General features: G+C 42.5%; 26 protein-coding genes and 2 pseudogenes. 6 read left to right on the top strand and 22 right to left on the bottom strand.

The features are described from left to right. Positions 1-71 precede the first annotated feature (71 nt). Entirely contained in the window at positions 72-2,885 is a 2,814-nt protein-coding gene (locus tag ACG3M1_RS01240) for a sigma 54-interacting transcriptional regulator (protein WP_217793607.1), read from the top strand. Between the two features lie 42 nt (positions 2,886-2,927). Continuing rightward, on the top strand, positions 2,928-3,077 hold the full coding sequence (locus tag ACG3M1_RS01235; RefSeq protein WP_008818223.1) for a hypothetical protein: 150 nt from the start codon (positions 2,928-2,930) through the stop codon (positions 3,075-3,077). A gap of 566 nt (positions 3,078-3,643) precedes the next feature. Here ACG3M1_RS01235 and atpC read toward each other — a convergent pair. The 11 genes from atpC to upp are packed head-to-tail and all read right to left on the bottom strand — an operon-like array spanning position 3,644 to position 11,092. Next, positions 3,644-4,036: an ATP synthase F1 subunit epsilon gene (gene atpC / locus ACG3M1_RS01230; protein ID WP_008818222.1), complete on the bottom strand. Its 393-nt coding sequence runs from the start codon at positions 4,034-4,036 to the stop codon at positions 3,644-3,646. A gap of 2 nt (positions 4,037-4,038) precedes the next feature. After that, complete coding sequence (atpD, locus tag ACG3M1_RS01225) at positions 4,039-5,439, bottom strand: F0F1 ATP synthase subunit beta (RefSeq protein ID WP_008818221.1); 1,401 nt, start codon at positions 5,437-5,439, stop codon at positions 4,039-4,041. 11 nt (positions 5,440-5,450) lie between these two features. Further along, entirely contained in the window at positions 5,451-6,290 is an 840-nt protein-coding gene (gene atpG, locus ACG3M1_RS01220) for an ATP synthase F1 subunit gamma (protein ID WP_008818220.1), read from the bottom strand. 3 nt (positions 6,291-6,293) lie between these two features. Continuing rightward, the gene (atpA, locus tag ACG3M1_RS01215; RefSeq protein WP_008818219.1) at positions 6,294-7,814 is read right to left on the bottom strand and encodes a F0F1 ATP synthase subunit alpha; all 1,521 of its coding nucleotides are present in this window, start codon (positions 7,812-7,814) and stop codon (positions 6,294-6,296) included. A 12-nt stretch (positions 7,815-7,826) separates the two neighbouring features. Next, complete coding sequence (atpH, locus tag ACG3M1_RS01210) at positions 7,827-8,378, bottom strand: ATP synthase F1 subunit delta (RefSeq protein ID WP_008818218.1); 552 nt, start codon at positions 8,376-8,378, stop codon at positions 7,827-7,829. After that, the gene (gene atpF / locus ACG3M1_RS01205) at positions 8,366-8,884 is read right to left on the bottom strand and encodes a F0F1 ATP synthase subunit B (RefSeq protein ID WP_008818217.1); all 519 of its coding nucleotides are present in this window, start codon (positions 8,882-8,884) and stop codon (positions 8,366-8,368) included. The genes atpH and atpF overlap by 13 nt, the downstream gene beginning before the upstream one ends. A 45-nt stretch (positions 8,885-8,929) precedes the next feature. After that, positions 8,930-9,175, bottom strand: coding sequence for an ATP synthase F0 subunit C (gene atpE, locus ACG3M1_RS01200; protein ID WP_002606928.1), 246 nt, complete (start codon positions 9,173-9,175; stop codon positions 8,930-8,932). A 28-nt stretch (positions 9,176-9,203) separates the two neighbouring features. Continuing rightward, positions 9,204-9,911 carry a F0F1 ATP synthase subunit A gene (gene atpB / locus ACG3M1_RS01195; protein WP_008818216.1) on the bottom strand — a complete coding sequence of 236 codons (708 nt, stop codon included), beginning with the start codon at positions 9,909-9,911 and terminating at the stop codon, positions 9,204-9,206. Next, positions 9,911-10,285 (bottom strand): hypothetical protein, encoded by a 375-nt coding sequence (locus ACG3M1_RS01190; protein ID WP_021420413.1) that lies wholly within the window; start codon positions 10,283-10,285, stop codon positions 9,911-9,913. The genes atpB and ACG3M1_RS01190 overlap by 1 nt, the downstream gene beginning before the upstream one ends. Next, positions 10,278-10,469, bottom strand: a complete 192-nt coding sequence (locus ACG3M1_RS01185; RefSeq protein ID WP_009270187.1) for an AtpZ/AtpI family protein — start codon at positions 10,467-10,469, stop codon at positions 10,278-10,280. Before ACG3M1_RS01185 ends, ACG3M1_RS01190 begins: the two co-directional genes overlap by 8 nt. A 2-nt stretch (positions 10,470-10,471) precedes the next feature. Continuing rightward, positions 10,472-11,092, bottom strand: coding sequence for a uracil phosphoribosyltransferase (gene upp / locus ACG3M1_RS01180; protein ID WP_008818213.1), 621 nt, complete (start codon positions 11,090-11,092; stop codon positions 10,472-10,474). Positions 11,093-11,817: 725 nt separating this feature from the next. On the opposite strand from upp, the pseudogene ACG3M1_RS22835 reads away from it, so the two are divergent. Continuing rightward, positions 11,818-13,267 (top strand): annotated as a pseudogene (locus ACG3M1_RS22835) (transposase). Between the two features lie 233 nt (positions 13,268-13,500). On the opposite strand, the gene ACG3M1_RS01165 reads toward ACG3M1_RS22835, so the two are convergent. The 10 genes from ACG3M1_RS01165 to ACG3M1_RS01120 all read right to left on the bottom strand — a co-directional run bounded on the left by ACG3M1_RS01165 (position 13,501) and on the right by ACG3M1_RS01120 (position 19,895). Then, positions 13,501-14,268, bottom strand: coding sequence for a PD-(D/E)XK nuclease domain-containing protein (locus ACG3M1_RS01165; RefSeq protein WP_009270186.1), 768 nt, complete (start codon positions 14,266-14,268; stop codon positions 13,501-13,503). A 91-nt stretch (positions 14,269-14,359) separates the two neighbouring features. Continuing rightward, positions 14,360-14,629, bottom strand: a complete 270-nt coding sequence (locus ACG3M1_RS01160; RefSeq protein ID WP_008818211.1) for an AAA family ATPase — start codon at positions 14,627-14,629, stop codon at positions 14,360-14,362. A 65-nt stretch (positions 14,630-14,694) separates the two neighbouring features. After that, the gene (locus ACG3M1_RS01155) at positions 14,695-15,066 is read right to left on the bottom strand and encodes an AAA family ATPase (RefSeq protein ID WP_021420414.1); all 372 of its coding nucleotides are present in this window, start codon (positions 15,064-15,066) and stop codon (positions 14,695-14,697) included. Beyond that, positions 15,029-15,241, bottom strand: coding sequence for an AAA family ATPase (locus ACG3M1_RS01150; RefSeq protein WP_008818209.1), 213 nt, complete (start codon positions 15,239-15,241; stop codon positions 15,029-15,031). The genes ACG3M1_RS01155 and ACG3M1_RS01150 overlap by 38 nt, the downstream gene beginning before the upstream one ends. A 93-nt stretch (positions 15,242-15,334) precedes the next feature. Beyond that, positions 15,335-16,042: an HAD family hydrolase gene (locus tag ACG3M1_RS01145; protein ID WP_009270185.1), complete on the bottom strand. Its 708-nt coding sequence runs from the start codon at positions 16,040-16,042 to the stop codon at positions 15,335-15,337. Positions 16,043-16,229: 187 nt separating this feature from the next. After that, complete coding sequence (locus ACG3M1_RS01140) at positions 16,230-17,501, bottom strand: class II D-tagatose-bisphosphate aldolase non-catalytic subunit (RefSeq protein ID WP_008818207.1); 1,272 nt, start codon at positions 17,499-17,501, stop codon at positions 16,230-16,232. A gap of 45 nt (positions 17,502-17,546) precedes the next feature. Next, a complete protein-coding gene (locus ACG3M1_RS01135; RefSeq protein ID WP_008818206.1) occupies positions 17,547-18,002 on the bottom strand; it encodes a hypothetical protein in 456 nt (151 codons plus the stop codon). Between the two features lie 5 nt (positions 18,003-18,007). Further along, positions 18,008-19,099 carry a PTS fructose transporter subunit IIC gene (locus ACG3M1_RS01130; RefSeq protein WP_008818205.1) on the bottom strand — a complete coding sequence of 364 codons (1,092 nt, stop codon included), beginning with the start codon at positions 19,097-19,099 and terminating at the stop codon, positions 18,008-18,010. 24 nt (positions 19,100-19,123) lie between these two features. After that, positions 19,124-19,438, bottom strand: coding sequence for a PTS fructose transporter subunit IIB (locus tag ACG3M1_RS01125; RefSeq protein ID WP_009588318.1), 315 nt, complete (start codon positions 19,436-19,438; stop codon positions 19,124-19,126). 13 nt (positions 19,439-19,451) lie between these two features. Continuing rightward, positions 19,452-19,895, bottom strand: a complete 444-nt coding sequence (locus ACG3M1_RS01120; RefSeq protein ID WP_008818203.1) for a PTS sugar transporter subunit IIA — start codon at positions 19,893-19,895, stop codon at positions 19,452-19,454. Between the two features lie 273 nt (positions 19,896-20,168). On the opposite strand from ACG3M1_RS01120, the gene ACG3M1_RS01115 reads away from it, so the two are divergent. Further along, complete coding sequence (locus ACG3M1_RS01115) at positions 20,169-22,112, top strand: BglG family transcription antiterminator (RefSeq protein ID WP_009270184.1); 1,944 nt, start codon at positions 20,169-20,171, stop codon at positions 22,110-22,112. Between the two features lie 149 nt (positions 22,113-22,261). Here the strand turns inward: ACG3M1_RS01115 and ACG3M1_RS01110 are convergent, their stop codons facing one another. Next, entirely contained in the window at positions 22,262-23,509 is a 1,248-nt protein-coding gene (locus tag ACG3M1_RS01110) for a cation:proton antiporter (RefSeq protein ID WP_009270183.1), read from the bottom strand. A 172-nt stretch (positions 23,510-23,681) separates the two neighbouring features. On the opposite strand from ACG3M1_RS01110, the pseudogene ACG3M1_RS01105 reads away from it, so the two are divergent. Further along, positions 23,682-23,789: pseudogene (locus ACG3M1_RS01105) on the top strand (LysR family transcriptional regulator); the annotation flags it as partial. Between the two features lie 36 nt (positions 23,790-23,825). After that, entirely contained in the window at positions 23,826-24,503 is a 678-nt protein-coding gene (locus ACG3M1_RS01100) for a LysR substrate-binding domain-containing protein (RefSeq protein WP_008818200.1), read from the top strand. The last annotated feature ends 221 nt before the right edge of the window (positions 24,504-24,724 follow it).

Below are 24,724 nucleotides of genomic sequence, written 5' to 3'. Positions count from 1 at the left end.
TTCATTAATAAACGTACTGCTGCATCATGGTAAAACAAACGATGCATTCATAAAAGAAAAGAGGTGTAGATATGTCTGAGCAGGAAGTATTCGATTATATCTATTCTGTCATTACAAGGGAATATCTGGAAAACAGAATTCAGAAGAAAGAGAATTTCGGAATCACAGCAAAGGATATCGCTGATCACTTTAACACATACCGTTCGACGGTCAGTACCATGCTGAATACGGCTGTCAAGAACGGCTTGTTTATTAAAATTGAAACCCGACCTGTTTTATTTGTTCCTGTGGATATCATAAAGAAGGAGCTGCATGTTCCCCTGGAAAAGAGTGTTTATACCCCGGAGGAAATCAGAGATCTGTTTTTCAAAAAAGAACAGGAGGTAGATTCCTTTTCCATCATGATTGGCTATGACGGCAGCCAGTCTTTACAGATTAAGCAGGCGCAGTCCGCAATTTTATATCCACCAAAGGGTCTGCACACACTGATTACCGGAGAAAGCGGCACTGGAAAAACATTATTCGCGCATACGATGTATGACTATGGCAGAAAAATAAAAGGCATGAGTGAAAAGGAATATCCCTTCGTGGAATTCAACTGTGCGGACTACTATCACAATCCACAGCTTTTACTGTCACAGCTGTTCGGACATATCCGGGGCGCCTTTACCGGCGCGGATCAGGAAACGGAGGGTCTTGTTGAAAAAGCGAATCACGGAATATTGTTTCTCGATGAAATTCACAGACTTCCTCCGGAGGGACAGGAGCTGTTATTCTATCTTATGGATACCGGACAGTACCGCAAGATGGGGGAAGCAAATACGATACGGAAAGCGGATATCCTCATCATTGGAGCTACAACAGAAAATCCGAAGGATGTCCTGCTGAAAACCTTTAAGCGCAGAATTCCGCTTACAATCAATCTGCCGCCGCTGCGCGAGCGTCCGCTACAGGAAAAGCTGAAAATCATGGAGCATCTCTTTTCCAAGGAGGCAATCCTTACACAGCGCACCTATATCATTGATGCGGATATTGTGAAAGCTATTACCCTGTATGATTTTACAGAAAATATCGGACAGCTTGCCTCTGAAATAAAAATACTGTGTGCCCGCTCTTTCCTTGAAAGTAAAACCAAGGAATTCGGTGAAATCAAGGTTCCCTATGTATTTCTGTCAGACAATATCCGAGAGGCTTATAAAAAGTATAGGAAAATCGGATATACCTTCACCGACAATTATGAGAATTACAACTATGACCTTGTAATCACACCTTCCAATGAGATTACACATGTAAAGGAAAACGTACTGAATGAGGAAGCATACTGCAGTCTGATTGATGAGATTCGCAATTATTCCAGACAGGGACTGACGAGCGATGAGGTCGCAATCCGCATATCCTCCGCAGTGTCTTCCTATTATGACGAAATTCTCAACAGCATGTATTTTAAAACAGTAAACAAGGATGAGCTTTATAAGATTATCGAACCGCGCATTGTCGATTTCTCACTGGAGGTCATGAAGGAAATACAAAACCGCCTGTCTGTAAAAATAACGGAGCAGAGCATCCTCGTTCTGGCCTTTCATTTAAAATTTCTCATTGACAGATTGCGGAAAATAAAGCTGACGGAGAGCAGCTCCGTGCCTGTGAAAACAGGCGATGCGATTGTTGATGATATGATCGACAGGATCGAAAGCAAGTTTTCTCTGCGTCTGCCAACGGATGAGAAAAAGTTCTTTCAGCTGCTGATCAAGAATATTACAAGTGATATTGTACCGGATAATTCATCAAAGGCTGCCTTATATATTCTTGCTCATGGCAATACAGCATCCAGCATAGCAGAGGTATGCAACCGCCTGCTGCATACAGATTTTGTAAGGGCATTTGATATGCCGCTGACACAGGATGTCAATCAGAGCTACCAGCTGTTTATGGAGGAAATCGAGAGTCTGCATCTCAAAAAGGGTGTGATGATTCTGGCGGACATGGGCTCTCTTCTGGATTTCGGTCATAAGCTGACCAGAGATACCGGTATCCCCACACATACGATTCCAAACGTATCCACAGCGATTGCTTTGGACTTTGCCCACATCATGCTGAATCGTAATGAGCATATCGACCTCACCTATAATGAATATCTGATTAAAAACCGCTTTGAGCCTGCCTTTGCAAGCTCAGAGAAAGAGCCTGCAATCATATCCGCATGTTCATCCGGTCAGGGAACAAGTATCGCATTTAAAAATATGATTGTTGAAATATTAAAGGAAAATTCGCTTGGCTACATCCATGTATTTGCGTTAAGCAATGAGGAGCTTCAAAAGAAAAATGAGACCTATCAGGAAATCGTAGACAGCTATAATCTGGTTGCAGTCATTGGAAATGTACATATTGATGTGGATGCCCCTTTCTTTCATATATCCGAACTGGTTACCGATGATAAAAAGGAGAATTTCATTAAATTTCTGAACAAAACAGGAGTAAGCGAACAAAAGACAAAGCATAAAAAAACAGACCAGAGTGCAGAGGAAGCTGCAGGATTTCTGGCCCAGCATGTTATGTATGTAAATCCACTGGCTGTTCAGAAGGTTGCCGCGGAGTTTTTAGAAAATCTTTTTGATGATCTGGAGTATGAAGAAAAAAACAGAGCCTCTACCGGATTCTCATTAATTATCCATATCGGTTTTATGATTGAGCGTATCATAGCAAATAAGACAATCATATTTGACCATAAGACGCCCTATTTGGACAGTAATAAAGAGATTTTTCAGAAAATAAGAAGCCATATCAAGTCCATTGAGGAGGCCTTTGAAATTGAGATCAGTGATGATGAAATCTGTTATATGATGATCACCCTGTATCCGAATACATATGATGCCGCTGTTGCATAACAGTGGAAGCTCAGTTCATGCAGCATTTTGAGGAGAACGAATATGAATGGAAAAATTTACTTAATCGAATATACGGTTATCGTGGCGATCATGATGGTTTTCAACCGGTCAGCCTCATTGGAGAATATGCTCATCGCTTTTCTGATTGTCCTCATACAAATTGGCTTTGACAGGTTGAGAAGAAGGAAGTAAACTTTTATAGTTCTACAGGACCTCGTCCATAACGAATACATATACATAGGGGAATTCAAATACTGTTGTATTTCATAGATATTTGGATTCCCTTTTTCGTCTACATCCACTAGCTAGAAAAAACCTTCTACATCACGATTTTTTTAACCATGTCAGAGAACAGCTCCAATCAATAGGTTGGAATATAGATACCCGTTTTAAGCTTAGGTTATTGCTTATTGAAAAGAGTGATATCCTTTTCAGTAAGACTGCTTTTCCCAGATGTATCAATACAGACTTCCATATTCTTTTTTTTGCGGAAGATTCAGCGTACTTACACAAGCATAATTACCGATCATACGTTTACCAGCGCTTTGCATGATATCCGCAAGCAGACTGAATGCATCATAGATCTGCCAGTTAAAGAACTCACTGTATCCTTTACCATAGAGTCTTATACATTGCCTGTAGCCATAGCATAACATCTAATTTTTCAGGTATGCTGAAAAGTAAACAAATCATGAATTTTTTCAATTGCTTCGCTTAACAAAAAAGAGATACCAGATGATTCTGATATCCCTATAATGTTAACCACCGTAAACCTTGATACGGTTAATTGCTTTTGCCAATGCGACCTCAGCACGCTTAATGCTGGTGCGGTTATCCATTTTCTTCAAACGCTCCTCAGCACGTTGTTTTGCATGTCTGGCACGCTCGATATCGATTTCCTCACGGCCTTCAATCGCATCCGCAAGAATTCGCATCTCATTGTCCGCAAACTGAAGCAGTCCGCCGGCAATCGCATAATCCTTATATTCATTGCCTTCCATAAGAGAACATTTGCATGTTGTCAGCATTGCAACGATTGGCATGTGGTTGGGAAGAATTGTCGTTTCTCCTTCCACCGTCCGTACATGCACGCCGCCGACTTCGCCTTCCTTGTAAAGACCCAGCGGCGTAATGATCTTGATTTTGATCATACTCAGTTTTCCAGAGCCTTAGCTTTCTCGACAACTTCTTCGATCGTTGATGCGAACATGAAGGCCTGTTCCGGAAGGTCATCGTATTTCCCAGCCAGCAGTTCCTTGAAGCTTCGCACGGTATCCTCACGGGATACATAGCAGCCCTTGATTCCGGAGAACACCTCCGCAACATGGAATGGCTGTGACAGGAAGTTACGGACACGGCGGGCACGGTTGACAATAATCTTGTCTTCCTCACTCAGCTCGTCCATACCCAGAATGGCAATGATATCCTGCAGCTCCTTATAGCGCTGTAAAATCGTCTGTACTCCGCGGGCAACTTCATAATGCTCTTCTCCGACAACTAGCGGATCCAATATACGTGAGCTGGATTCCAGCGGATCAACAGCCGGATAAATTCCCAGTGCCGCAATATCACGGTCCAGAACCGTTTTCGCATCCAGATGGGTAAATGCGGTAGCCGGAGCCGGGTCCGTCAAGTCATCCGCAGGTACATAAATTGCCTGAACAGAGGTAATGGAACCATCCTTCGTGGATGTGATACGCTCCTGCAGCTGCCCCATTTCTGTCGCAAGTGTCGGCTGATAGCCTACTGCACTCGGCATACGTCCCAGCAGGGCGCTTACTTCACTTCCCGCCTGGGTAAAACGGAAGATATTATCAATAAACAGCAGCACATCTTGATGGTCATGATCACGGAAGTATTCCGCCATCGTCAGACCGGTCAGGCCGACACGCATTCTTGCACCCGGAGATTCATTCATCTGTCCGTACACCAGCACGGTCTTATCAAGGACGCCGCTGTCCTTCATTTCATGATACATGTCGTTTCCTTCGCGGGTTCTCTCCCCTACGCCGGTAACGACGGACATTCCACCATGTTCCTTGGCGATATTATGGATCAGCTCCTGAATCAGTACGGTTTTACCTACTCCCGCACCGCCAAACAAACCAATCTTACCACCCTTGGAATATGGGCATAGCAGGTCAATGACCTTAATTCCTGTTTCCAGCATTTCTGCGGATGTCTGCTGCTCCTCAAAGCCCGGTGCCTGTCTGTGGATCGGCAGTGTGTTCTCCGTTCCAACAGGTCCCAGACCATCAATTTCACGTCCAAGGACATTAAACATTCTTCCCAGAATTTCTTTTCCCACCGGTACACGGATTGCGGATCCTGTATCAATGGCTTCCATTCCACGAACCAGACCGTCTGTACCACCCATGGCGATACAGCGGACACGTTCATCACCGATATGCTGAGCAACTTCGACAACTAAAGATTCACTGTCTTTCAGAGGAATTTCAATAGCGGTCAATAGCTGCGGCAGATCTCCGTTCTCAAATGCAACGTCGACTACCGGTCCAATGACCTGTACGATTTTTCCTGTATTCTTACTCATGGCTGCTCCTTTCATTCCATAGCGTTGACACCGCCGACAATTTCCGTTATTTCCTGGGTAATTGCAGCCTGTCGAGCCTGGTTGAATTGTAATTCGAGAGTTTCCTTCAACTCCTCTGCATTATCTGTTGCACTTTCCATTGCCATACGCCTGCTTGCCTGTTCACTTGTTTTCGTTTCCAGGAAGTAGCTGTATAAAAGGGAACGCACATACATTGGAACCAGGGTGTCCAGAATCCGGTCACCTGCAGGCTCAAAGATGGTTTCTGCAGTCGTTGCTTTCTCTCGTTCTTCCTTTTCCACCGGAAGCAGCGTAATCAGCTTCGGTTCAAAGGTTACAGAATTAACAAAGTGTGTATATAAGATACGTATTTCCGATATTTCCTGTTTGCGGTACAGTTCCAATGCATGATCAGCTACACCAACCAGCTCACTGTAACAGTCCTCTTCCAGATCCGTTTCGCTTTGCACAACATGGAAATCCTTATTGTGAATCCAGTTGGCTCCACGTGCTCCGATAATGACAAAGTCACCCTCATTGCCGATTTCATGCTGCAGCATACGGAAGATGTTGGCATTATAGCCGCCGCACAGCCCCATGTCACTTGTAAAGACGATGGTATACGGTTTCCCCTCCTGCTTCTGCAGATACGGATGTCTGGAATGCTCGATGGAAGACAGGATTTCCTGCACAGTTTCTTTCAGATAATATGCATAATCCCGATTCTCTTCCATGTACTGTTTCTGTTTCTTCAGCTTACTGGTGGCAACCAGCTGCATCGCCTTTGTAATCTTTTTTGTAGATTCAACAGAGCGGATGCGCGCTTTGATCTCCAGTTTACCTGCTGCCATACATTATCCTTCTATCATATTCTTGAATTCAGCTTCAAACGCCTGCAATGCAGCCTTGATGTTTGCACTCAGTGCATCATCCAGCGCCTGCTTTTCTTCGATTTCCGTTAAGATGTCCGCATGGTTTCGCTCCATGTACTTCAGCATTTCTTTTTCATACAGCTGAACATCCTCCACCTTAACCGGCTTCAGAAATTTGTTTTTCGCCGCAAACAGTGTTAACACCTGATGGGTTACCGGAAGCGGATCATACTGATTCTGAATCAGCAGCTTCGTCAAACGCTCACCGTGGGCAAGTGTTTCCGTTGTAGCCGCATCCAGATCACTTCCGAATTTCGCAAAGGCCTGCATCTCACGGAACTGTGCCAGCTCCAGTTTCAGAGAACCGCTCACCTGCTTCATTGCCTTGATCTGCGCCGCACTACCTACACGGGAAACGGACAGACCGCTGTCAACGGCAGGACGTACACCACTGTTGAACAGCTCCGTCTGCAGGAAGATCTGTCCATCGGTGATGGAAATAACATTTGTCGGAATATAGGCGGAAATATCTCCAGCCTGTGTTTCAATAATTGGCAGAGCTGTCAGACTTCCTGCGCCAAGCTCATCATTCAGCTTTGCCGCACGCTCCAGCAGACGGGAATGCAGATAGAAGACATCTCCCGGATATGCCTCACGCCCAGGCGGACGCTTCAGCAGCAGGGACATGGTACGATAGGCAACCGCATGCTTACTCAAATCGTCATAAACGATCAGCACATCATCACCGTTTTCCATCCATTCCTCGCCGATTGCACAGCCTGCATACGGCGCAATATATTGCAGCGGAGCCGGTTCACTTGCGGTGGAGGATACAATGGTCGTATACTCCATGGCACCGTGGGAACGCAGCTTTTCTACGATTTGTGCTACCGTACTGGCCTTCTGACCAATGGCAACATAGATGCATTTTACATTGTTATTCTTCTGATTGATAATCGTATCAATGGCAATCGCCGTTTTTCCCGTCTGGCGATCTCCGATGATCAGCTCACGCTGACCGCGGCCGATTGGAATCATGGAATCAATGATTTTCAAGCCGGTCTGAATCGGCTGATGTACACTTTTTCTTGTCATAACACCGGGTGCCACACGCTCTACCGGACGGAACTTATCACTTTTAATCGGTTCTCCTCCGTCAATTGCCTGTCCAAGTGCATTGACAACACGTCCCAGCATACCGTCCCCAACGGGAACCTCTACGATACGACCGGTACGTTTTACTTCATCGCCTTCACGGATGTTGGAGTCATCCCCCATCAAAACAGCACCGACGTGCTCTTCCTCCAGGTTCAGTACCATTCCATAAATATCTCCGGGAAAACGAAGCAGCTCACCGGCCATCGCATTCTGTAAACCGTAAATCAGCGCGATACCGTCACCAACGGTGATAATCGTACCAGTTTCATCGATTTCCAGATCCTCATCATATCTGCGAATCTGATCCTTGATCAGCTTACTTATCTCTTCTGGCTTTAAGCTCACTCGCACTCACCTCTAACTTTCCTGCACAGGCTCACTCTGTGCCAGCTGTTTCAGATTATCCATACGGCTTCTGGCGGTATTATCCAGAACCATATCATTGATCTTTATGCGCAGTCCCGCAAGCAGATCCGGATCCTCCTGTATGTGTAATTCCACAGTTTTCGAAAGCTTTTCCTCCAGCATGGATTTCAGACGCTTAATTTCCGCATCATCCAGCTTCTTTGCCGTACGGACATGTGCCACTTCGATATTGTTTACCTTGTTATACTGCTTTACAAACTCTCTGGTAATATCGTGAAAACTCTGAAAACGGCTTTTGTCAATCAAAAGCTTTGCGAAATTCAAAACCATATGATCGACTTCACTACCGAATACAGACGCAAGCGTCTGTTTCTTTTCTTCCTTGTGAATCTTGGGATGCGTCAGTACCCGCATGAAATCGGGATACGCCTTCAGCTGTTCATCCATCATGCATACATCTGCCTTGAATGTATCCAGCTTCTGCTCCTCCTGTGCAAGTGCAAACAGTGCATCACTGTAGCTTTTTGCTGCTATGCCTGCCATGACTCATCACCTGCATGCTCGATAAAATCATCCACGTACTGCTTATGTGTACTTTCATCCAGTTCTTTATTAACAATCTGTTTTGCGGCTTCAAATGCCACATCCACGATTGCATCCTTCATTTCTGCACGAGCCTGTACCTTTTCACGCTCGATATCCTTCCGTGCTTTTTCCTTGACCGCTTCGGCTTCACCTCTTGCGGCAGCCAGAATTTCACGTTTTTCCTGTACGGCATTGGCTTTGGCACTTTCCAGTATTTCATGAGCCTCGCCGCGGGCATTGGCCATCTGCTCTTCATACTGGCGCTTGTATTGTTCTCCTGCTTCCCTGCTTTGCGTACCTGCATCGATATCTGCCTGAATAGCAGCCTTGCGTGCATCGAGATAGGCAAGCACCTTGTCCCAGAAAAAATGCTTTGCGATAGCGATGATGATCAGCGTTGATACACAGACCATGATCATATCCATCGGATTCAGCCGCAGATAGGCATTTATATCAAAATCCATACTATGCGAATACCTCCTTTCTTCATAGCTTCATGATGAATGACATTACCCTTTCATGAAGATTAGAATCAAGGCAACAATCAATGCATAGATACCCGTTGTTTCCGCCAAAGCGATACCAAGTACCATGATGGAACGAATCTTACCTGCAGCATCCGGATTGCGTCCAACACTTTCCGCACCCTTGCTGGCAGCGATACCCTGTCCGATACCAGGACCTAACCCGGCGATCATTGCAATACCTGCACCTAACAGTGCCATACCCTGTACAAAATATTCATTGAATTCCATAATTTTTTCCTCCTGTTAACATCATTTGTTATTCTTCCGGGGCAACCTGTTCACTAAGGAAGAAGCTTGCCAGCGTGAAGAAGATATAGGTCTGTATCAGACCTGAGAACACATCAAAATACGCATGCAGAAACGGTGTCGCAATGTATCCGAGCACTCCAAACGGGAGAAAGCTTCGCATCATTGTATACACCAGCAGCATAATAATGGAGCCTGCCAGTATGTTTCCAAACAAACGCATGGAAAGCGAAATCGGAAGTGCCAGCTCACCAATGACATTCAATGGTGTAAGCAGCCACATCGGCTCCGTCAGCTCCTTCAGACGTGCGCCAAGCCCGCCTTTTTTGATACCGTTATACTGAATGGTCAGAAACATCATCAGTGCAAGGGTAACATTGAAGCTCAAATTGGATGTCGGCGGCTGCAGTCCGAGAAGTCCCAAAAGATTGCTGACGGCCATCATCATGGTCAGTGTACCCAGAAACGACAGATAATGCTTCGTTTCATGCTTCAGGTTATCCCCGATAATATTGGTACACAGCCCGGTAATCATTTCTGTAATCAGAAGTATTCCCGACGGCGCCTTTCGAACATCGGCCTTTTCAAACTTTTTGCCGGCCCAGATAAAGAATATGGAAAACAGCACACAGAGAATCAGCCAGTTGATAATCGACTGCTGAAATTCGATGTTGTATCCAAACAGTGTCAAAACGATTCCGTCAAACTTATCGTCCACTACTCATCCTCCTTTCTGTGTTTCCAGCTGTAAATCAGAATACTGCACTTATGAAGCAGCATTCCCACCAGCAGAGCCGCGATATGCGCACCTGCGATGGCACTTAAGGCAAAGATAACGGCATACAGCATATATCTTCGCGTATAGGAGCGAAATGCACGGGATTTGATATCCGCCAGTTCTCCGTCAATGTGCCCAACCATGTTCTGGATCATGTTGAAGCCCATAATACCGGTTAAGGAGCCGATCAGAATACCCATGACACCTGACTTCCACGCTCCGGGAAACAGGATGATGCAGACCACACAGCCTGCCGCACAGAGCAGCAGCGTAAGTATGCGGATCTCCATTCCCATTTTCCTTGTTTCATTCATGATCATCACCCAGCTTTCGAATCATCAGATACAAACTGGAGATGATGGCGTAGGCTAACAGAATCAGAAGACACCATGGCGAGGTATGAAATACATCATCCAGCCAGGCACCGATCCATACCGCTGCCCCACAGGCAAGTGCCATGGTAAACATCTGCCGCATAGCCTGATACGCTTCCTTCATGACTACTTCGTACCGAAAATACGGTCTCCTGCATCTCCAAGTCCGGGTACGATATACCCTTTTTCATTCAGTTTTTCATCCAGTGCCGCAAGATAGATATCCACTTCCGGATGTGCTTCTTCCACGGCCCTTACACCCTCCGGAGCTCCGACCAGACAGACAAGGCGGATATTCTTAGCGCCCTGTTTCTTTACCATGTCAATGGCGGCGATTGCACTTCCTCCGGTTGCCAGCATCGGATCAACGATCATAACGATAGCGTCCTTTACTTCCTTCGGATACTTTTCAAAATATGTATGAGGCTCCAGTGTTTCTTCATCACGATACAGCCCCACATGTGCAATCTTGACGGTAGGGATCAAATCACAGATTCCATTCACCATACCAAGACCTGCACGTAGAATCGGTACCAGTACGATTTCCTTCGCAAGCTCATAGGTTGTGGTCTTTGCGACAGGTGTGTTGATTTCGACTGGCTGAAGCGGGAAATCTCTGGAAATTTCGTAAGCCATCAGACCTGCGATCTCATCCAGATTCTGGCGGAAATCCTTTGTTCCGGTTTCCTTTTTACGCATCTGTGTCAGCTTATGCGTAATCAATGGATGTTGTAAGACTTTCAGCATAATAATCTCCTTACATAATCAATACGGATATAGCGTACCATAATCCGTTCCAACAGTAGACAGACAATTCAAACGAATTGTATAAATTCTGGCCACGTTGTTTTTATTATACCATGAACACCCTGCTTTTTCCCCCTTTTGTGCATTTTTTCACCACCTTTTTCAAGTGCTTTCCTATATATTATGTATGCACTGGAAATGATTATTCTTTATGTTTTTCAGTGACTAATATCCAGAAGCAATACGTAAAAGCGCTGCGCACTTTTTTCTTTGTGAATTTTAGTATAGGAATTTATCCCACAACAAATAATTTTAGAAATTACGGTATATACATTACATATGTTATAAATATTGTGTTATCTAAATCATCATTCGCTTAACTTCAATGCCAATTTACTATAGATAGAAATAATATGCTATAAGTAGTACAATATGTATGCACGGTACCCTGCTATCTTTAAACGTTCATCTATCTTGCAACGAGCAGTTCATGTTAAAGGAAAAGCAAGCATCTTAATCCAAATTTTCTCAAGCTTATCAGCAATACATAAAAAAAGAGAATCGGGTATCCAAAATATTTGGGGGGCTAAACTTTAGGGGTCAATTTAGGGGTCTGAACTTTGAGGGACACTTTAGGGGGATAAATCCCAAAAGAAACAGGTGGCATTCATCTGTTTCTTTTTCTATAATGTTCTATTGGTTATGCTTCTGTGAAGGAGGTAATCATGGATCATTCTTATCTATTTAAATTATTAAACATTCCCGATGATGGTTCTATTATCATCAACGATGTTGAAATCATCGCTGATACCAAGTATGTATATATCTCTCGACCATCTATCCCGTCTTATTGCCCTAATTGTTCTTGCAGAATGCACTCAAAAGGTATTTATAAGCGCAAAATCAAACACCCTGTCTTACAAGACGGAACTTGCATCATCTTTATCGTGAGCCAAAGAAAGTGGAAATGCACTAACTGTTCCACATATGTTAATGAAGATTTCCCATTCTTTCAGCGTTATAAACAATCCTCTGATATTACTCCTCTACTAGTTTTAGAGGCTATGAAAGACCTTGATCGTTCTACCGCATCTATTGCCAGACAATTCAATTTATCTGATACTCAAGTTCACGATCTTTTCACTGCTTACGTGGATTTGCCACGTTTAACTCTTCCTGAGTTTCTTTCCGTTGATGAAGTACATATTGATATTTCTGAAAAAGAGAAATATGCCTTGATTCTTATGGACTTTACTTCTGGAGAGATTGTTGACATCTTGCATAACCGATGGCATCATACCATTGAAAACTACTTCTTCTCCATTCCATACGAAGAAAGAAAACATGTTCGTTATATTATTTCTGATGCATATAAGCCTTATCTTGAATTACCCAAGCATTTCTTTCCAAATGCTGTGTCGATTTTAGATAGTTTTCATGTTGTTAAATATTTATTAGGATTGATTAATACTTATATCAATTCAGTAATGAAAGCATATAAAGATAGAATCTTAAAAGGCTTGAAAAACAAAATCATGACACCAATAGAGACAATAAAACGATTCAGGAATCACAAGAAGTTATCTTGCTTAGAAAATATCGCTGGGTGCTTTTGAAGAATCAAGACAATATCAATTACTCTGACAAAAGGTATTACCACAGCTCTCTTAGAATGTACGCAGATACATATACTATTGAAAAACTATTTCTCTCACTAGATCCTAAGTTCAATATAATCAGAGATGTGAAAGAAAAATATATTAGATTCAATAATACTCACTTTAGTTCTGAAGATGAAGTAATGCAAGAATTATTAAAAATGATTGAAGAATTTAAGGCTCTCAGAGGTTACATTCCTCGTCTTTTCTCACAATACCTTGATAAATATAAGCATGAGATTGCCCGCTCATTTACTATAACTGAGGTATCAAGACGTAGTGCAAAGGATAATGAGCGTTACTATGCACGTTTATCCAATGGACCTATGGAATCATTCAACCGAAAGCCGAAGATTATAAGAGAAACTCACGAGGTTCCTCTAATTTTAATTATACTAGAAATCGAATCTTATGGTCTACCAGAAATAGACCTGCATTGAGAAATACGCCCAAATCATCTAATGAAGTACATAGCTATGTTGGAAAGAAACGTGGTAAATATAAAGTAAAAGAATAAAGAGATTAAGAATTTGTACAGAAGCATAACCAAAAAAAGAGAATCAGAATGTTTTTTCACTGATTCTCTTGATTTTAACTTTAGGGGTCTTAATTTTTAGCCTTTATTTTTTCTCTCCCCCAAAGTTGACCCCCAAATTTCTGGCGAAAACCCCTAAAAAATTTGGATAGCCAGAGAATCCCCATATTGAAGAATTTCCCTTTTCATTTATCCACGATTACAGCTTCATCTCACTATACCTTTGTAATGACACACGATTTTTTATAAAATGCAATACCGTATCCAATCACATCCTCATATCCATTCGCTAACAGCCCCTCCATATATTTCTTCTGCCGGATTTGCTCACAGGCTTTTTGCGCCATTGATCTTACTTCTGCCATTGATGTCGCAATTTTTAACTCCAATATCAGTCCTCTATCCATGATAGAACGCGGCAGAATTGCAATATCCGCTCTGCCTAAACCGTACTCCTTATTTGAAGCCACTATATAGTCATTCAACATTCCAAGCAGAAGTCCATGATAGAATTTCTCATCATAATCGAAATAGCTGATGCTTTGAAATAATACGTTATTTAATATTTCAGTTGCATTCCTTATCTGTTCTTTCCGTAACGCCTCTACAAAAGATGTACCATTATGTTCTACCTGTTCATTGAACCATTCACTGAATATAGACACATAGATTTGCTTGATTTCCTTATTGGGTATTGATAACCGATACATCCTTTTTTCATTATCAACACATTTAATTGCCTTTAGATAACCGGTAAATAACAGAAAACTGTAAACGTTGTTTATCTGATCCATTTCCCTATAGGTTATCGTATCCTTGATTGGTTTTTCTATCACTCCACCGGATACCAGTATATCAAACTCTTCCCGCATTTTGGGATTTGCTTCTTTTATATACCGGTAAATAATATCATTACCACTGGTGTTCGCCCAGAACGATTCCGGCTCATGCAGATGCGTCTTATTCAGCTTTTCTATATACATTAAAACACTCCATGGATTAGGCTCTGCCCACTAGTAGTGTAGATATCACAGCTACCAAACTGGTATCCGTCACGCCATGGGCGGGCAGCGCCTACCATTCCTTCACTTTATCCCGATATGCCTCTGCCTGATAATCTGATAATAGTGAGTCCATTTCTTTTTGTGTGAATCCAAATTGCTGATTGGATGTATCATCGAAAATAGTAATGACCTTAAAATTATTCAATCCTGTGAAAAGGCTAAAGCCCGCCAGTGGTGTAGATTCTCTCGCTATTCTTAAACAACCTGTCAATATACCTTTCTCCACCGCATCATTAGTTTTTAATGCTGCACTGAACATATTTTTTAGAAAAACAACCATATCATCATAATAACCATTCAGGTAGGCGCTTTGTAGAGGAACATCACGCCACGGGCGGGCAGCGCCTACTCATCAATCAAAAGAACAACCTTTTTTTTCCAATGCTTCTCTAAACAATTACTTAGAAATCGTAGTCCATTCTGAAGCTGTGCTTTATTTACTGTACCTGCTTTATATCTCTTTAATAAATCTCTATCCATTTCATCCAAATGCTCACTGATAAGCAATTCTTCATTCCTGCTTATAATTTCACTTAAGATAATTTGAAAATTATTTAACTGATCTTGAAATGATAAATCTTTTAGATCCTTCAATGACATAAAAATAACAGGATATTGATTCTGATACTGCATTGCTTCCTTATTTTTTGAAATTTCTAATCCATCAAATAGATATGCATTATCCGCTTGGCGAATGGAAAAGAAATAATATAACACGCCTGGGCGGGCAGCGCCTACTCATGTTCAAGGTTTTACCGAATCGGCGTGGCCTGGTACAAAGAGCAACCTTTTCTTTTAATACATCACTAATAAATAAAGTTTTATCAACATAATAATAATCTTTATCTATCAGCTCTTTAAAATTCTCTATTCCAATAGGTATTTGCTTCATACAATCATCTCCTATTCTATAGGTTTATTATATCCCAAACAGATAGCAACTGCCATGAAAATAAATGTATTTCATGACAACTGACCACATTCGTTAACACATACAGCTTCCATCAAAATCAAAGAAATTGTGTAAGAGTGATTGCAGTTCTCTTTCATCCCGCGCGGTAAAATCAGCTTTTTGATCAGCTTCCTGTTGTCCGTATTTATTCAGCCAGATAACATCCCAGCCTGCCTTCTTCGCACCGATTACATCATTTTCATAAGAATCTCCGACATACAGCCCGCTTTCACATACCATATGGAAAATACGTTCATCCGGTTTCGAGATGCCTACCGCGGATGAAATGATCATATCCTTTTCCTCTATCCACTTCCCCAGACCAAGACTCCTTATTTTCTTCAGCTGATGCTCATACGGTCCATTGGTTATCAAACTGATTCTTACATCCCTGCTTTTCAAATAATCCAGTATTTCCACTAGCGTATCACTTAATGAAATCTCATATTGACCCCTCTGATAAGCAGCTTGAAATTTTAACGCTTCCTCATCCATAATCAAAATGTCATGGTCTTTTAATGCAAGCTGAATGCGTCCAATCTGCATGGCTTCAAAAGATATCTCTTTATTCTGATGCCGAAAAAACAATTCATTGCTACGGATGCGAAAGCTTTTATAAATTCTTCTTATCTGCTCATTTGATACCGATTGAATAGTAAGCAACGCCTGTCGAAAAGGTGCAATCTGTTCATACAGCGTATCATCTAAATCAAAGCATATATGTTTTAATCCTTCACTCATTCTGTTTCCTCCCTGTATTCTTTTCTGTGTTTGACAATGTACCCGCTATGGTGATTGTATCCAGATTACACACATACGTCAAGCTTTATATATGCAGGAGGTATATGTACTCCTATATTCCCTGCAGCATTGCACAAGCAAGCAAAAACAGAAGTCAAACAACCCTTTCGACTCCTGTTTCATCATATTATTCGATTATTCTGCGAACTCTGCTGGTAACTCCCTTCAGATGATAGCATTCCGCATACTGCTGCAGCGGTCTCTTGATATGATCAACAACAAACCGCTGTCCATCAATATGATGCTTCGCCAGATTCTCATACAGTATCCGCAGCTCTTTCTTTACGTCCGCATCATTGAATGCATAGTGTCCTGCGATATCCAGAACATCCAGTGACAGCTGTTCATCCTTCAAAATATCGGCAACCTGCAGATTGCGCTGTTCCCCGATCATCCATTTTCTCCAACGCTCTGTTTTTATCGCCTTAACCAGCAATGTCTTTCTTAACGAAGAAGTTTTTTCAAGCAGTCCTTCCTTTTTCAGAATATCCTCAACCTCGCACAGCTTGAGATATGCTCTTGTCTCTTCTGTTCCATACTGCGGTGCGACATTGCTTGCCGTTACATTTGCAGGAATATGCTCCAGCAGAGTTACATCATCCAGATAATCTGCATTATGCTCCTTTAATCCGACACCGTATGCTTTTGCCATGGCAGCCAGATCATATGCATTATGGAAATTATATGTTCCTACCTGCTCTGTTTTTCTGGTCAGTGTTCCTGTCTGCCCGACGATAAAGGTAGGCATCGGCAGTCCCTTAACCTTCAACTCTATTTCCAGCTTTTCAATAAACTCGCGATATTTTTCTGTCGATGTCAAACCGCCATTTGTTTCCTCCGTTCCGACCTCATACCCTATTTCCGGTAAATTTCTACGCTTGCGTTCTTCCTCACAATAAGCAATCAGCTCCACTGTCCTCTGCAAAACAACATCCAGAGGTATCACCTTTCCAATTTCAAAGGGATCCTTTGTCGGATCAATCATCAATAAATCAAAGCCGTTTTCAATATCCGCAAGATAAGACTGTCGTGCCAGCCTCATGGCCTCCTCCTCGCTCAGGTGTGCATTCCGCTCATTATCTCTTTGCCATGGTCCTCCATGATCCCTGCACAGATAATACAAGCCATCAAAGCCAACCTGCTCAGCAACTGCGCGTATATCGTCCTGAAAGCGTTTCTGATTCCAGCCGTTTACATAGCCGCCGCCTAATTCATCTGCATCCACCTGATTCCGGCTGGCAATGAACATTAAAGGAAAATCATAATCCCTCGCAATTTCAAAGCTTGCCTGCAACAGATTCGGTGACATCGGCCCAATGCCCAGAAGCGTTGCACTTTCTCCTGTATCCTGTAATTTCAATAAGCCTTCCACTACCTTCTTGATTGGTAATTTGTTCATAATTTCTATCTCCATTTCCTTTCGACTTCCATTTCATTCATTTGACTATACCAGCTCCTGCATGTTCACCATCTGATGAAACCATTCAGCTTCCTCTTCCTGCATAGCCTGATAAAGCTCATTCATAAAGTACAGCACTTTCGCTTTGTATTTTTTCTTATACCGTATAGATAACGGCTGTCCGGCATTTGTTTTGGCCCGCATTGGCAGTACTGCTTTTAAATAGTCCCTATATGAATCCTGCTGTTCTTTGAATATACCAAGCAGCACCTCATCCGCATGAACAAGAGCATAGCAATCCTGCGGCTCTTGTTTGCTTCTTATACATTTAAAGCGTAATCCTGCTTTCTCCAGCTGTTTGCTTCTATCTTCATTCCTCATAATATTTTCTTCTGCATTCTCATCCCCTATGAACGTGAAATACATTTGTGAAGCGCCGTGCTGCACTCCGTAAGCCATTGCCGTGTCCAAATCTGTTCCCAATACTACAATTTGCTTCATACAGCCTATTTCACAGATGCTTTATTATCTTCAGTTACAGACAGCTTCTCTGTTTTTTTATCCTTATTCTCGAGATTCGGTTTCAGCAGCATTAGAAGCAATGCTGTGACAACAACGCCGATTGCCATATCCAGTGTATATAATAATGGCTTATTCGTAGCCGCAACAACAATCATCCCGCCATGGGGAACGTAGCATTCAATTGCATGCATCATCGCAAGACCGGCTCCAACTGCACTTCCACCCATAATGGCAGGTAAAACATGCTTGATATCCTTTACTGCAAACGGTATTGCCCCCTCTGTAATACCAATCAGTCCCATAAACGCACTGGTCACCCCCAGCTGCTTCTCCGCATTATCGTATTTTCTTCGGGAAATGAAGGTGGATAATGCCAGACCCAGAGGAGGGATCGCCACAGCGACGCGGAATGCGCCGTTAGGTCCATACAGTCCTTCCGCCATCAAAGCCATCGTAAAGGCAGATGCAGTTTTATTTATCGGCCCACCCATATCAAAGGCGGTCATCACACCAATCACGATTCCCAGAAGAATCGCACTTCCTCCCTGCATGCCACTCAGCATACCGGTTAATGCCTTCATCAATGCACCCAGAGGACCCACCAGAATGTAAAGATATGCAAGGCAGCAAATCAAAGCGGAAACAATCGGAATAATCAGGACGGGCATGATGGATTTTATTGTCGGTCCCACCTTCCAGCTTTTGATCCACTTACATACATATCCCACCAGAATCCCCATAATCATGGCTCCCAGAAAGCCTGTGGATACATTGTTTTCTCCCACCGGATTATTTGCTATATAGCCCACAATCATACCCGGGGCAAGCGCAGGCTTTCCTGCGAGTGAATATGCGATGTAACCGGCAAGCATCGGTATCATCATCGCCATACCTGCGGAACCGATTGTATTGATATTCTGCATAAAGCCGTTTGTCACCTTCATGCCGTCACTGCCCGCTTCTCCGGTTGCCAATGCGAATGCCAGAAATACACCGCCGATTACAACTGCCGGAAGAAAGTATGATACCCCTGTGTTAAATGCCTTAACTAAATCTTTTCCTAAATTTTTAAACATAAGCTCTCCTCACTTTATTTAATTTTATAATTTCTCTGCCTGATCAATGATTTCAGCCGGATCCCGTATGACTACGGACGGGTCAATCTTAATGATTTTCCCCTCTTCTTCCTTTTCCTCGAACCGTTCTTCCCCCTCGATACCGATGGCAATCGCCAGAATAACGGCATCTGCAGCTGCTATTTCATCCTCATCCAGTTCATTTTCAATTCCCATACCGCCCTGTGTTTCCACCTTGCATTCATAACCGCGCTTTTTGCACTCCTGTTCGATGGCTTCCTGCGCCATGTATGTGTGTGCAATACCGATGGTACATGCGGCAACCGCTACAATTTTCATTTTGTTTTCCTCCTCAATTTTCATGCTCCAGGAATTTAATGCACTCATAAAATTCCTGATCAGTTCTTATTTTGCGCAGCTCCTTACGGAACGCCTCCTTCATCAGGTGTCGGCTCAGCATTGCCAGTATACGCAGGTGCTCTTTGTTTCTACTGGAAAGCGGGACACCTATCATAAATACGAGATCAACCTCATCGTGATCCCATTGAACAGGGTGCAGCAGATGCAGACAGGCTACAAAGGTTTCCGTAACCGCATCGGATTCACCATGTGGAATCGCAATTCCAAATCCCACAGCAGTTGATGCCGTGGACTCACGATCCAGTACTGCATCGACATAGCTTTTAACATTCTTGATTTTTTTAGCATGTCCCGCCTTTTGACTCAGATACGTAATGATTTCTTCCTTTGTTTCAAACCTTGTGCTGGACACCTTCACAATTTCCGGTTCAAACATTTGACCACTCCTTTCTACGCCCTCATTGTATAGTTCTGCAATTTTTTTTGAAATACCAACCGTCTTCCACAAGTTGTGGAAATAAAAACACACAGCTATGTTTGCTGTGTTATTTCCTGCATTCAATTTAAAGCACCTATCTATGGCACTCTATATCGACGTGTATTTTATTTTCTACTATAAACAGAAGCAAGTTGCTATTTCTTTTTCCTCAAAATCATTCTATTATGTTAATGGGAAATTCTATCATGATAAAGCAGGAGGAGAAATCAAATGAAAACATCTGCACTATCTAAGTTTTTAAATCTGTTACTGGAAGAAAGTGATTATCGTAAGACCAGTTATTTCGCAGAAAAGCTCATGGTTTCAAATAAAACAATTTCAAATTATATTACAGAGCTGCGTTATCACATGAAGGAATACGAATTGGATATCACGGCAAAGCATGGGGTTGGTATCCGTATGGAAGGAGATCAAAGCGCTGTAAAGCTGCTTCAAAAGTCTATCCAGAGAACTGCAGGAGACAGCCTTACAAGTGAATGCAGACGCAAAAAAATAATGGAAAAGCTGTTAATGCTGGATGAAAGCATTTCTGTACGCAGGTTATCCGATGAATTCTGTATAAGCTCCACATCCATTGTGAAGGATTTGGAAAAGGTGGAGCAGGAGCTGCTACAGCAGGACATCTTACTGCTTCGCACAAAGGCCGGGACGCGTATTGAGGCAAAGGAGCAGCGTATTCGCAGTGCAAAGCGTAAGTTTATTTTTGAAGAGATTATGTCCCTGACACAGCAGGATCAAATTATGGACCTCACCCTGTGTACGAAAATTTTATCACGCTATGTAGCAGACGAGCTGCAGATAATCGCTCGAAGCATGATTGAAATTGCACAGGACAAGCTGGGATTTCGCATGGATACCAATTATTATGCACAGATATTTATATCCTACTCCATATTTATCCAGCGGATCAAAAAAGGACATGAAATTACAGAAGCACCTGCCAGACCGGTTGTCACGGAGCTGCATGTGCTGAAGACCTATCCGATTACAGAGGAAATCATACAGTGGCTAAAGGAAGTGCACCACATCAGAGTCAATGATTTAGATATTAGATGGGTTAATGCACGCTTGTCCGGAGTATATCATGAAGACCGAAAAGAAACAGCGGATTACTCTCCCATCATATTAGATACAGTGACGGAATTGATATCTTCCATTGGTGATATCTTCAACGCAGACTTTATCAGTGATGAGTTGTTAAAAAACGGCTTATCGAAACACTTTATTCCGATGATTGCCCGTCTAAAGAACAATATAAAAATCACACATCCCTTTATTATGCAGATCAAGCAGCAATATACCGCCATGTTCAGTGTAGTTTCACTGGCTTCCAGCATACTGGAGAAAAAGCTGGGATTCACCTTGTCTGATGATGAAATCGGATTTATTCTGATTCACTTTCAGGCAGCACTGGAGCGGCACAACCTGTCAAAAAAAATAGCAGTCGTATACAACTGCGGCCTTGCGAGCGCTATGCTGATTGAAAATCAGATTAAAATCAATCTGCCCACCTTTGATGTTATAGAGCTGATCAATATTCATGATTTAAAAAAAGAGTATCTTCGGCATTTTGATTTCATCATCGCCACGATGGAATTGGATATGAAAGATATTCCTTCTGTTGTTATTTCACCGGTAGCGGACTTTGGCGATATTCAGCGTATTAAACAAACGTATGAAAAGCTTATAAGAAATGTAAAGGAATCGCGCTTTCCTTATCTTATTCAGGCAATCAGTGCTGATACGATTCTGGTTCATGAAAAATGTAAGACAAAGGAGGACATCCTGAAAAAGGCAAATGAAATCCTCCTGAAAAAGGGTTATGTAGAAGAAGAATTTTTTGACAGTGTGAAAAACAGAGAGAAGATTTCATCAACGGAAATTGGAAACGGTATCGCGATTCCTCATGGCTCTGATAAATATGTAAAGCAAACCTCTATTGTTTTGATTACACTGGAGGATGCAATCCTGTGGCGGGATGACATGGTAAGTGTCATTTTATTTACCGCTGTATCGTTTGAGCAGAAGGATACCATGCGAAGGCTGTTAAAAGACCTCTACCATTTGATCAGCTCTGAAAACTTCATAGAAAAAATACAGAAAGCAGCATCGATAGAGGAAATCCTCGGCATATTTTATGGAAGAGGTCTGTGAGCATGCCTGAAAGAATAAATAGATAACATTCTCGTAATGTACCTGAAGACAAACTAAAATCATAATCCAAAAAAAAGCAAAAGAGGTCCATTTCATGTCTGAGTTACTGAAACTGGCCTCTTTTATACCTGTTTTTCCCTACCGGTATTTTATATTGTTTTTGCCCTGTCTACTAGCTTAGCATTCACAGATGCATCATCGCTCTCTATACTACCGGATAATTTCAGAGAAAGCTTTGCGCATGCAGGACCGACCATCTCATATAATACAGCACTGGATAATATGATCAGCGACAGCATGGTACCCTCAGCAGTTGGAAGCAGGCGCTGCCCGAGTATAGCCAGCCCTATGGAAACACCAGCCTGTGGTATCAGTGCAAGTCCCAGATAGTGTCTGACAGAAGTGCTGGCATGAGACAGCCTTGCGCCTGCCCACGCTCCACAGGCTTTCCCGATAATGCGGACAAAGAAATAGACAACACCAATCAGGCCACAGGAAATCAGCGCATATAAATTCAGCCGCATCCCGGATAAAACAAAGAACAGCAGCGTAATCGGCGGTGTAAAGCTGTTAACCTGACGGAACAGATCTTTGTTGCCTGATAAATTAATGTATACTGCGCCAAGCACCATACAGGATAACAGCGGTGATATATCAAAGCAGCTGCAAAGCCCTGTTAATGTTAGAATTACAGCAATCACCAATACAAGGCGGTGATCACTGGAGCGTTTTTCACTGATGATACGGTGTAGTATCCATGCCAGTACGACCGCCAGAATGACAGCAAGCAGATTCCACACGACAGGAAGCAGAATGAGTGACCATTGCAGTGCCTGATCCGCATGCATGAATTCCACAAGTGCTGTACATATACTGAACGCTATCAAAGCGACGGCATCATCAAGCGCAGTTACCTGAAGGATGGTATCCACGAAATTTCCCTTCGCATGATACTGGCGAATCGTCATAATCGTGGAAGCGGGAGCAGTTGCACAGCCGATGGCACCCAGCAGTAGTGAAAATGACCATGGAAGACGGAACAGTGTTACCATTGCTATGGTAATGCAGGCTCCTGCTGTCAAAGCTTCGAATATCGTGATTGTTAGAATTTTACTTCCCTGCTTTTTGAGAATATCCCTTTTGAAGTATTTACCCACACCAAAGGCGATAAACGCCAGTGCGATATCCGTCATGAAATCCATCCCTGCAACCACTTCCTCGGGAATCATCTGCAGAACACAGGGTCCAATCAGAATACCGGAAATAATATATCCGCTCACATTAGGAAAACGCAGCCTTTTTGTGACTCTCGTACAGAGAAATCCCGCCAGTAAAATTATGGCGATGGAAAGGATGATTCCTGCATTACCCTGCTGCTTTAAGAAATCAGCTATCATAACAACCGCCTCCTCACACCATTGATTATATGAGAGAACGGTGATAAAATCTAATTATAATAATTTAGTCAAATATCAATAAATTTTATAATAAGGAGGTCGCAACATGCTGGATACAAAAATCGTTTCCCTGCTTACTCTGATAGATTGCTGATGCTACACAAAAGCAGCAAGGCAGCTGCATTTAACACAGCCGGCAATCAGTCACCAGATCAAGCAGCTGGAAGATGAATTTCAGATTAAAATCTTTCACAGGAGCAAAAAAAGCCTTATTTTAACGCCGGAGGGTGAAATTTTAGTCAAGTATGCCCACCGCATGACGGCTGTCTACAACAATACACATCAGGCTTTAGAGGATGCCAGAAACCATCTGCACCGCTTTAATATCGCCACAACACCAACTGCAGGAGAGTACTATATTCCCCAGCTTCTTGCGGCATACTGTCGTGAGCATAGCGATGTGCATATAAATCTGATTACTGATTCCATAAATAATATTTATAATAAACTGAAATTATATGAAGCAGATTTTGCTATTATTGATGGAAGACTAACCTCCGATAAATATCATTCCATTCTTTTGGATACCGATTATCTCTGTTTGATTGTTTCTCCGCAGCATCCCCTTGCCAATCGCAGCAGCGTGTCGATGAATGAGCTATTGGAGGAAAGCTTTATATTGCGGTCGAAGGAAGCCGGTACCAGAGAAATTTTTGAAAGCTATCTGGAATCCCAGCGTGACTCTATCCGCAACTACCGCATCTTAATTGAAACAGATTCACTTGCGACTATCAAAGAGCTGGTCATGAGCAATATGGGGGTATCCATCATGTCCCATAATGCCTGTAGGGAGGATGAGCAAAAGGGACGGCTGAAAACCATTCCGATTACAAATTCTACCATGATACGGGAAATCAATCTGGTATATCCAAAGGATTTCCAGCATGTGGATGTTCTGCTTGAACTGAAAAAGACCTACAGTAAGCTGCACTAAAGCCAATATCTAATAATCATAAAACTCCCATGTCTTTTTTTCATTTCATTTTCACAGGAATCGACTTGGTAAAGAAAGCTTTTTAACACCAGATTCCTTTTGAAATATAAAATACATCCTGTTGATTGGCAACTGAGCAGAATTATTGAGGAGTTCTTATCATTTTGCCATTTTTAGGATTTTAAAGCAATAAGCTTTTCCCTTTTAGTTGAGCTTTTTCT

Origin of the sequence: Clostridium sp. 10cd*, assembly GCF_044336395.1 — a bacterium.
Classification (GTDB): domain Bacteria; phylum Bacillota_I; class Bacilli_A; order Erysipelotrichales; family Erysipelotrichaceae; genus Clostridium_AQ; species Clostridium_AQ innocuum.
Note: the sequence above shows the minus strand (reverse complement) of the source record. Positions and strands in the feature narration are given on the sequence as shown.

What these genes read in the sequence shown, in the direction of transcription:
- ACG3M1_RS01165 (WP_009270186.1), bottom strand. Translation starts at nt 14,268, where the DNA reads ATGTATATAGAAAAGCTGAATAAGACGCATCTGCATGAGCCGGAATCG.
- upp (WP_008818213.1), bottom strand. Translation starts at nt 11,092, where the DNA reads ATGCTGAAAGTCTTACAACATCCATTGATTACGCATAAGCTGACACAG.
- atpC (WP_008818222.1), bottom strand. Translation starts at nt 4,036, where the DNA reads ATGATCAAAATCAAGATCATTACGCCGCTGGGTCTTTACAAGGAAGGC.
- ACG3M1_RS01150 (WP_008818209.1), bottom strand. Translation starts at nt 15,241, where the DNA reads ATGAAGCAAATACCTATTGGAATAGAGAATTTTAAAGAGCTGATAGAT.
- ACG3M1_RS01125 (WP_009588318.1), bottom strand. Translation starts at nt 19,438, where the DNA reads ATGAAAATTGTAGCGGTTGCCGCATGTACCATCGGTATTGCACACACA.
- ACG3M1_RS01100 (WP_008818200.1), top strand. Translation starts at nt 23,826, where the DNA reads ATGACGGCTGTCTACAACAATACACATCAGGCTTTAGAGGATGCCAGA.
- ACG3M1_RS01115 (WP_009270184.1), top strand. Translation starts at nt 20,169, where the DNA reads ATGAAAACATCTGCACTATCTAAGTTTTTAAATCTGTTACTGGAAGAA.
- atpD (WP_008818221.1), bottom strand. Translation starts at nt 5,439, where the DNA reads ATGAGTAAGAATACAGGAAAAATCGTACAGGTCATTGGACCGGTAGTC.
- ACG3M1_RS01235 (WP_008818223.1), top strand. Translation starts at nt 2,928, where the DNA reads ATGAATGGAAAAATTTACTTAATCGAATATACGGTTATCGTGGCGATC.
- ACG3M1_RS01130 (WP_008818205.1), bottom strand. Translation starts at nt 19,099, where the DNA reads ATGTTTAAAAATTTAGGAAAAGATTTAGTTAAGGCATTTAACACAGGG.
- ACG3M1_RS01110 (WP_009270183.1), bottom strand. Translation starts at nt 23,509, where the DNA reads ATGATAGCTGATTTCTTAAAGCAGCAGGGTAATGCAGGAATCATCCTT.
- ACG3M1_RS01120 (WP_008818203.1), bottom strand. Translation starts at nt 19,895, where the DNA reads ATGTTTGAACCGGAAATTGTGAAGGTGTCCAGCACAAGGTTTGAAACA.
- atpG (WP_008818220.1), bottom strand. Translation starts at nt 6,290, where the DNA reads ATGGCAGCAGGTAAACTGGAGATCAAAGCGCGCATCCGCTCTGTTGAA.
- atpE (WP_002606928.1), bottom strand. Translation starts at nt 9,175, where the DNA reads ATGGAATTCAATGAATATTTTGTACAGGGTATGGCACTGTTAGGTGCA.
- ACG3M1_RS01185 (WP_009270187.1), bottom strand. Translation starts at nt 10,469, where the DNA reads ATGAAGGAAGCGTATCAGGCTATGCGGCAGATGTTTACCATGGCACTT.
- ACG3M1_RS01190 (WP_021420413.1), bottom strand. Translation starts at nt 10,285, where the DNA reads ATGAATGAAACAAGGAAAATGGGAATGGAGATCCGCATACTTACGCTG.
- ACG3M1_RS01240 (WP_217793607.1), top strand. Translation starts at nt 72, where the DNA reads ATGTCTGAGCAGGAAGTATTCGATTATATCTATTCTGTCATTACAAGG.
- ACG3M1_RS01145 (WP_009270185.1), bottom strand. Translation starts at nt 16,042, where the DNA reads ATGAGTGAAGGATTAAAACATATATGCTTTGATTTAGATGATACGCTG.
- ACG3M1_RS01135 (WP_008818206.1), bottom strand. Translation starts at nt 18,002, where the DNA reads ATGAAGCAAATTGTAGTATTGGGAACAGATTTGGACACGGCAATGGCT.
- ACG3M1_RS01140 (WP_008818207.1), bottom strand. Translation starts at nt 17,501, where the DNA reads ATGAACAAATTACCAATCAAGAAGGTAGTGGAAGGCTTATTGAAATTA.
- atpF (WP_008818217.1), bottom strand. Translation starts at nt 8,884, where the DNA reads ATGGATTTTGATATAAATGCCTATCTGCGGCTGAATCCGATGGATATG.
- atpH (WP_008818218.1), bottom strand. Translation starts at nt 8,378, where the DNA reads ATGGCAGGCATAGCAGCAAAAAGCTACAGTGATGCACTGTTTGCACTT.
- ACG3M1_RS01160 (WP_008818211.1), bottom strand. Translation starts at nt 14,629, where the DNA reads ATGGTTGTTTTTCTAAAAAATATGTTCAGTGCAGCATTAAAAACTAAT.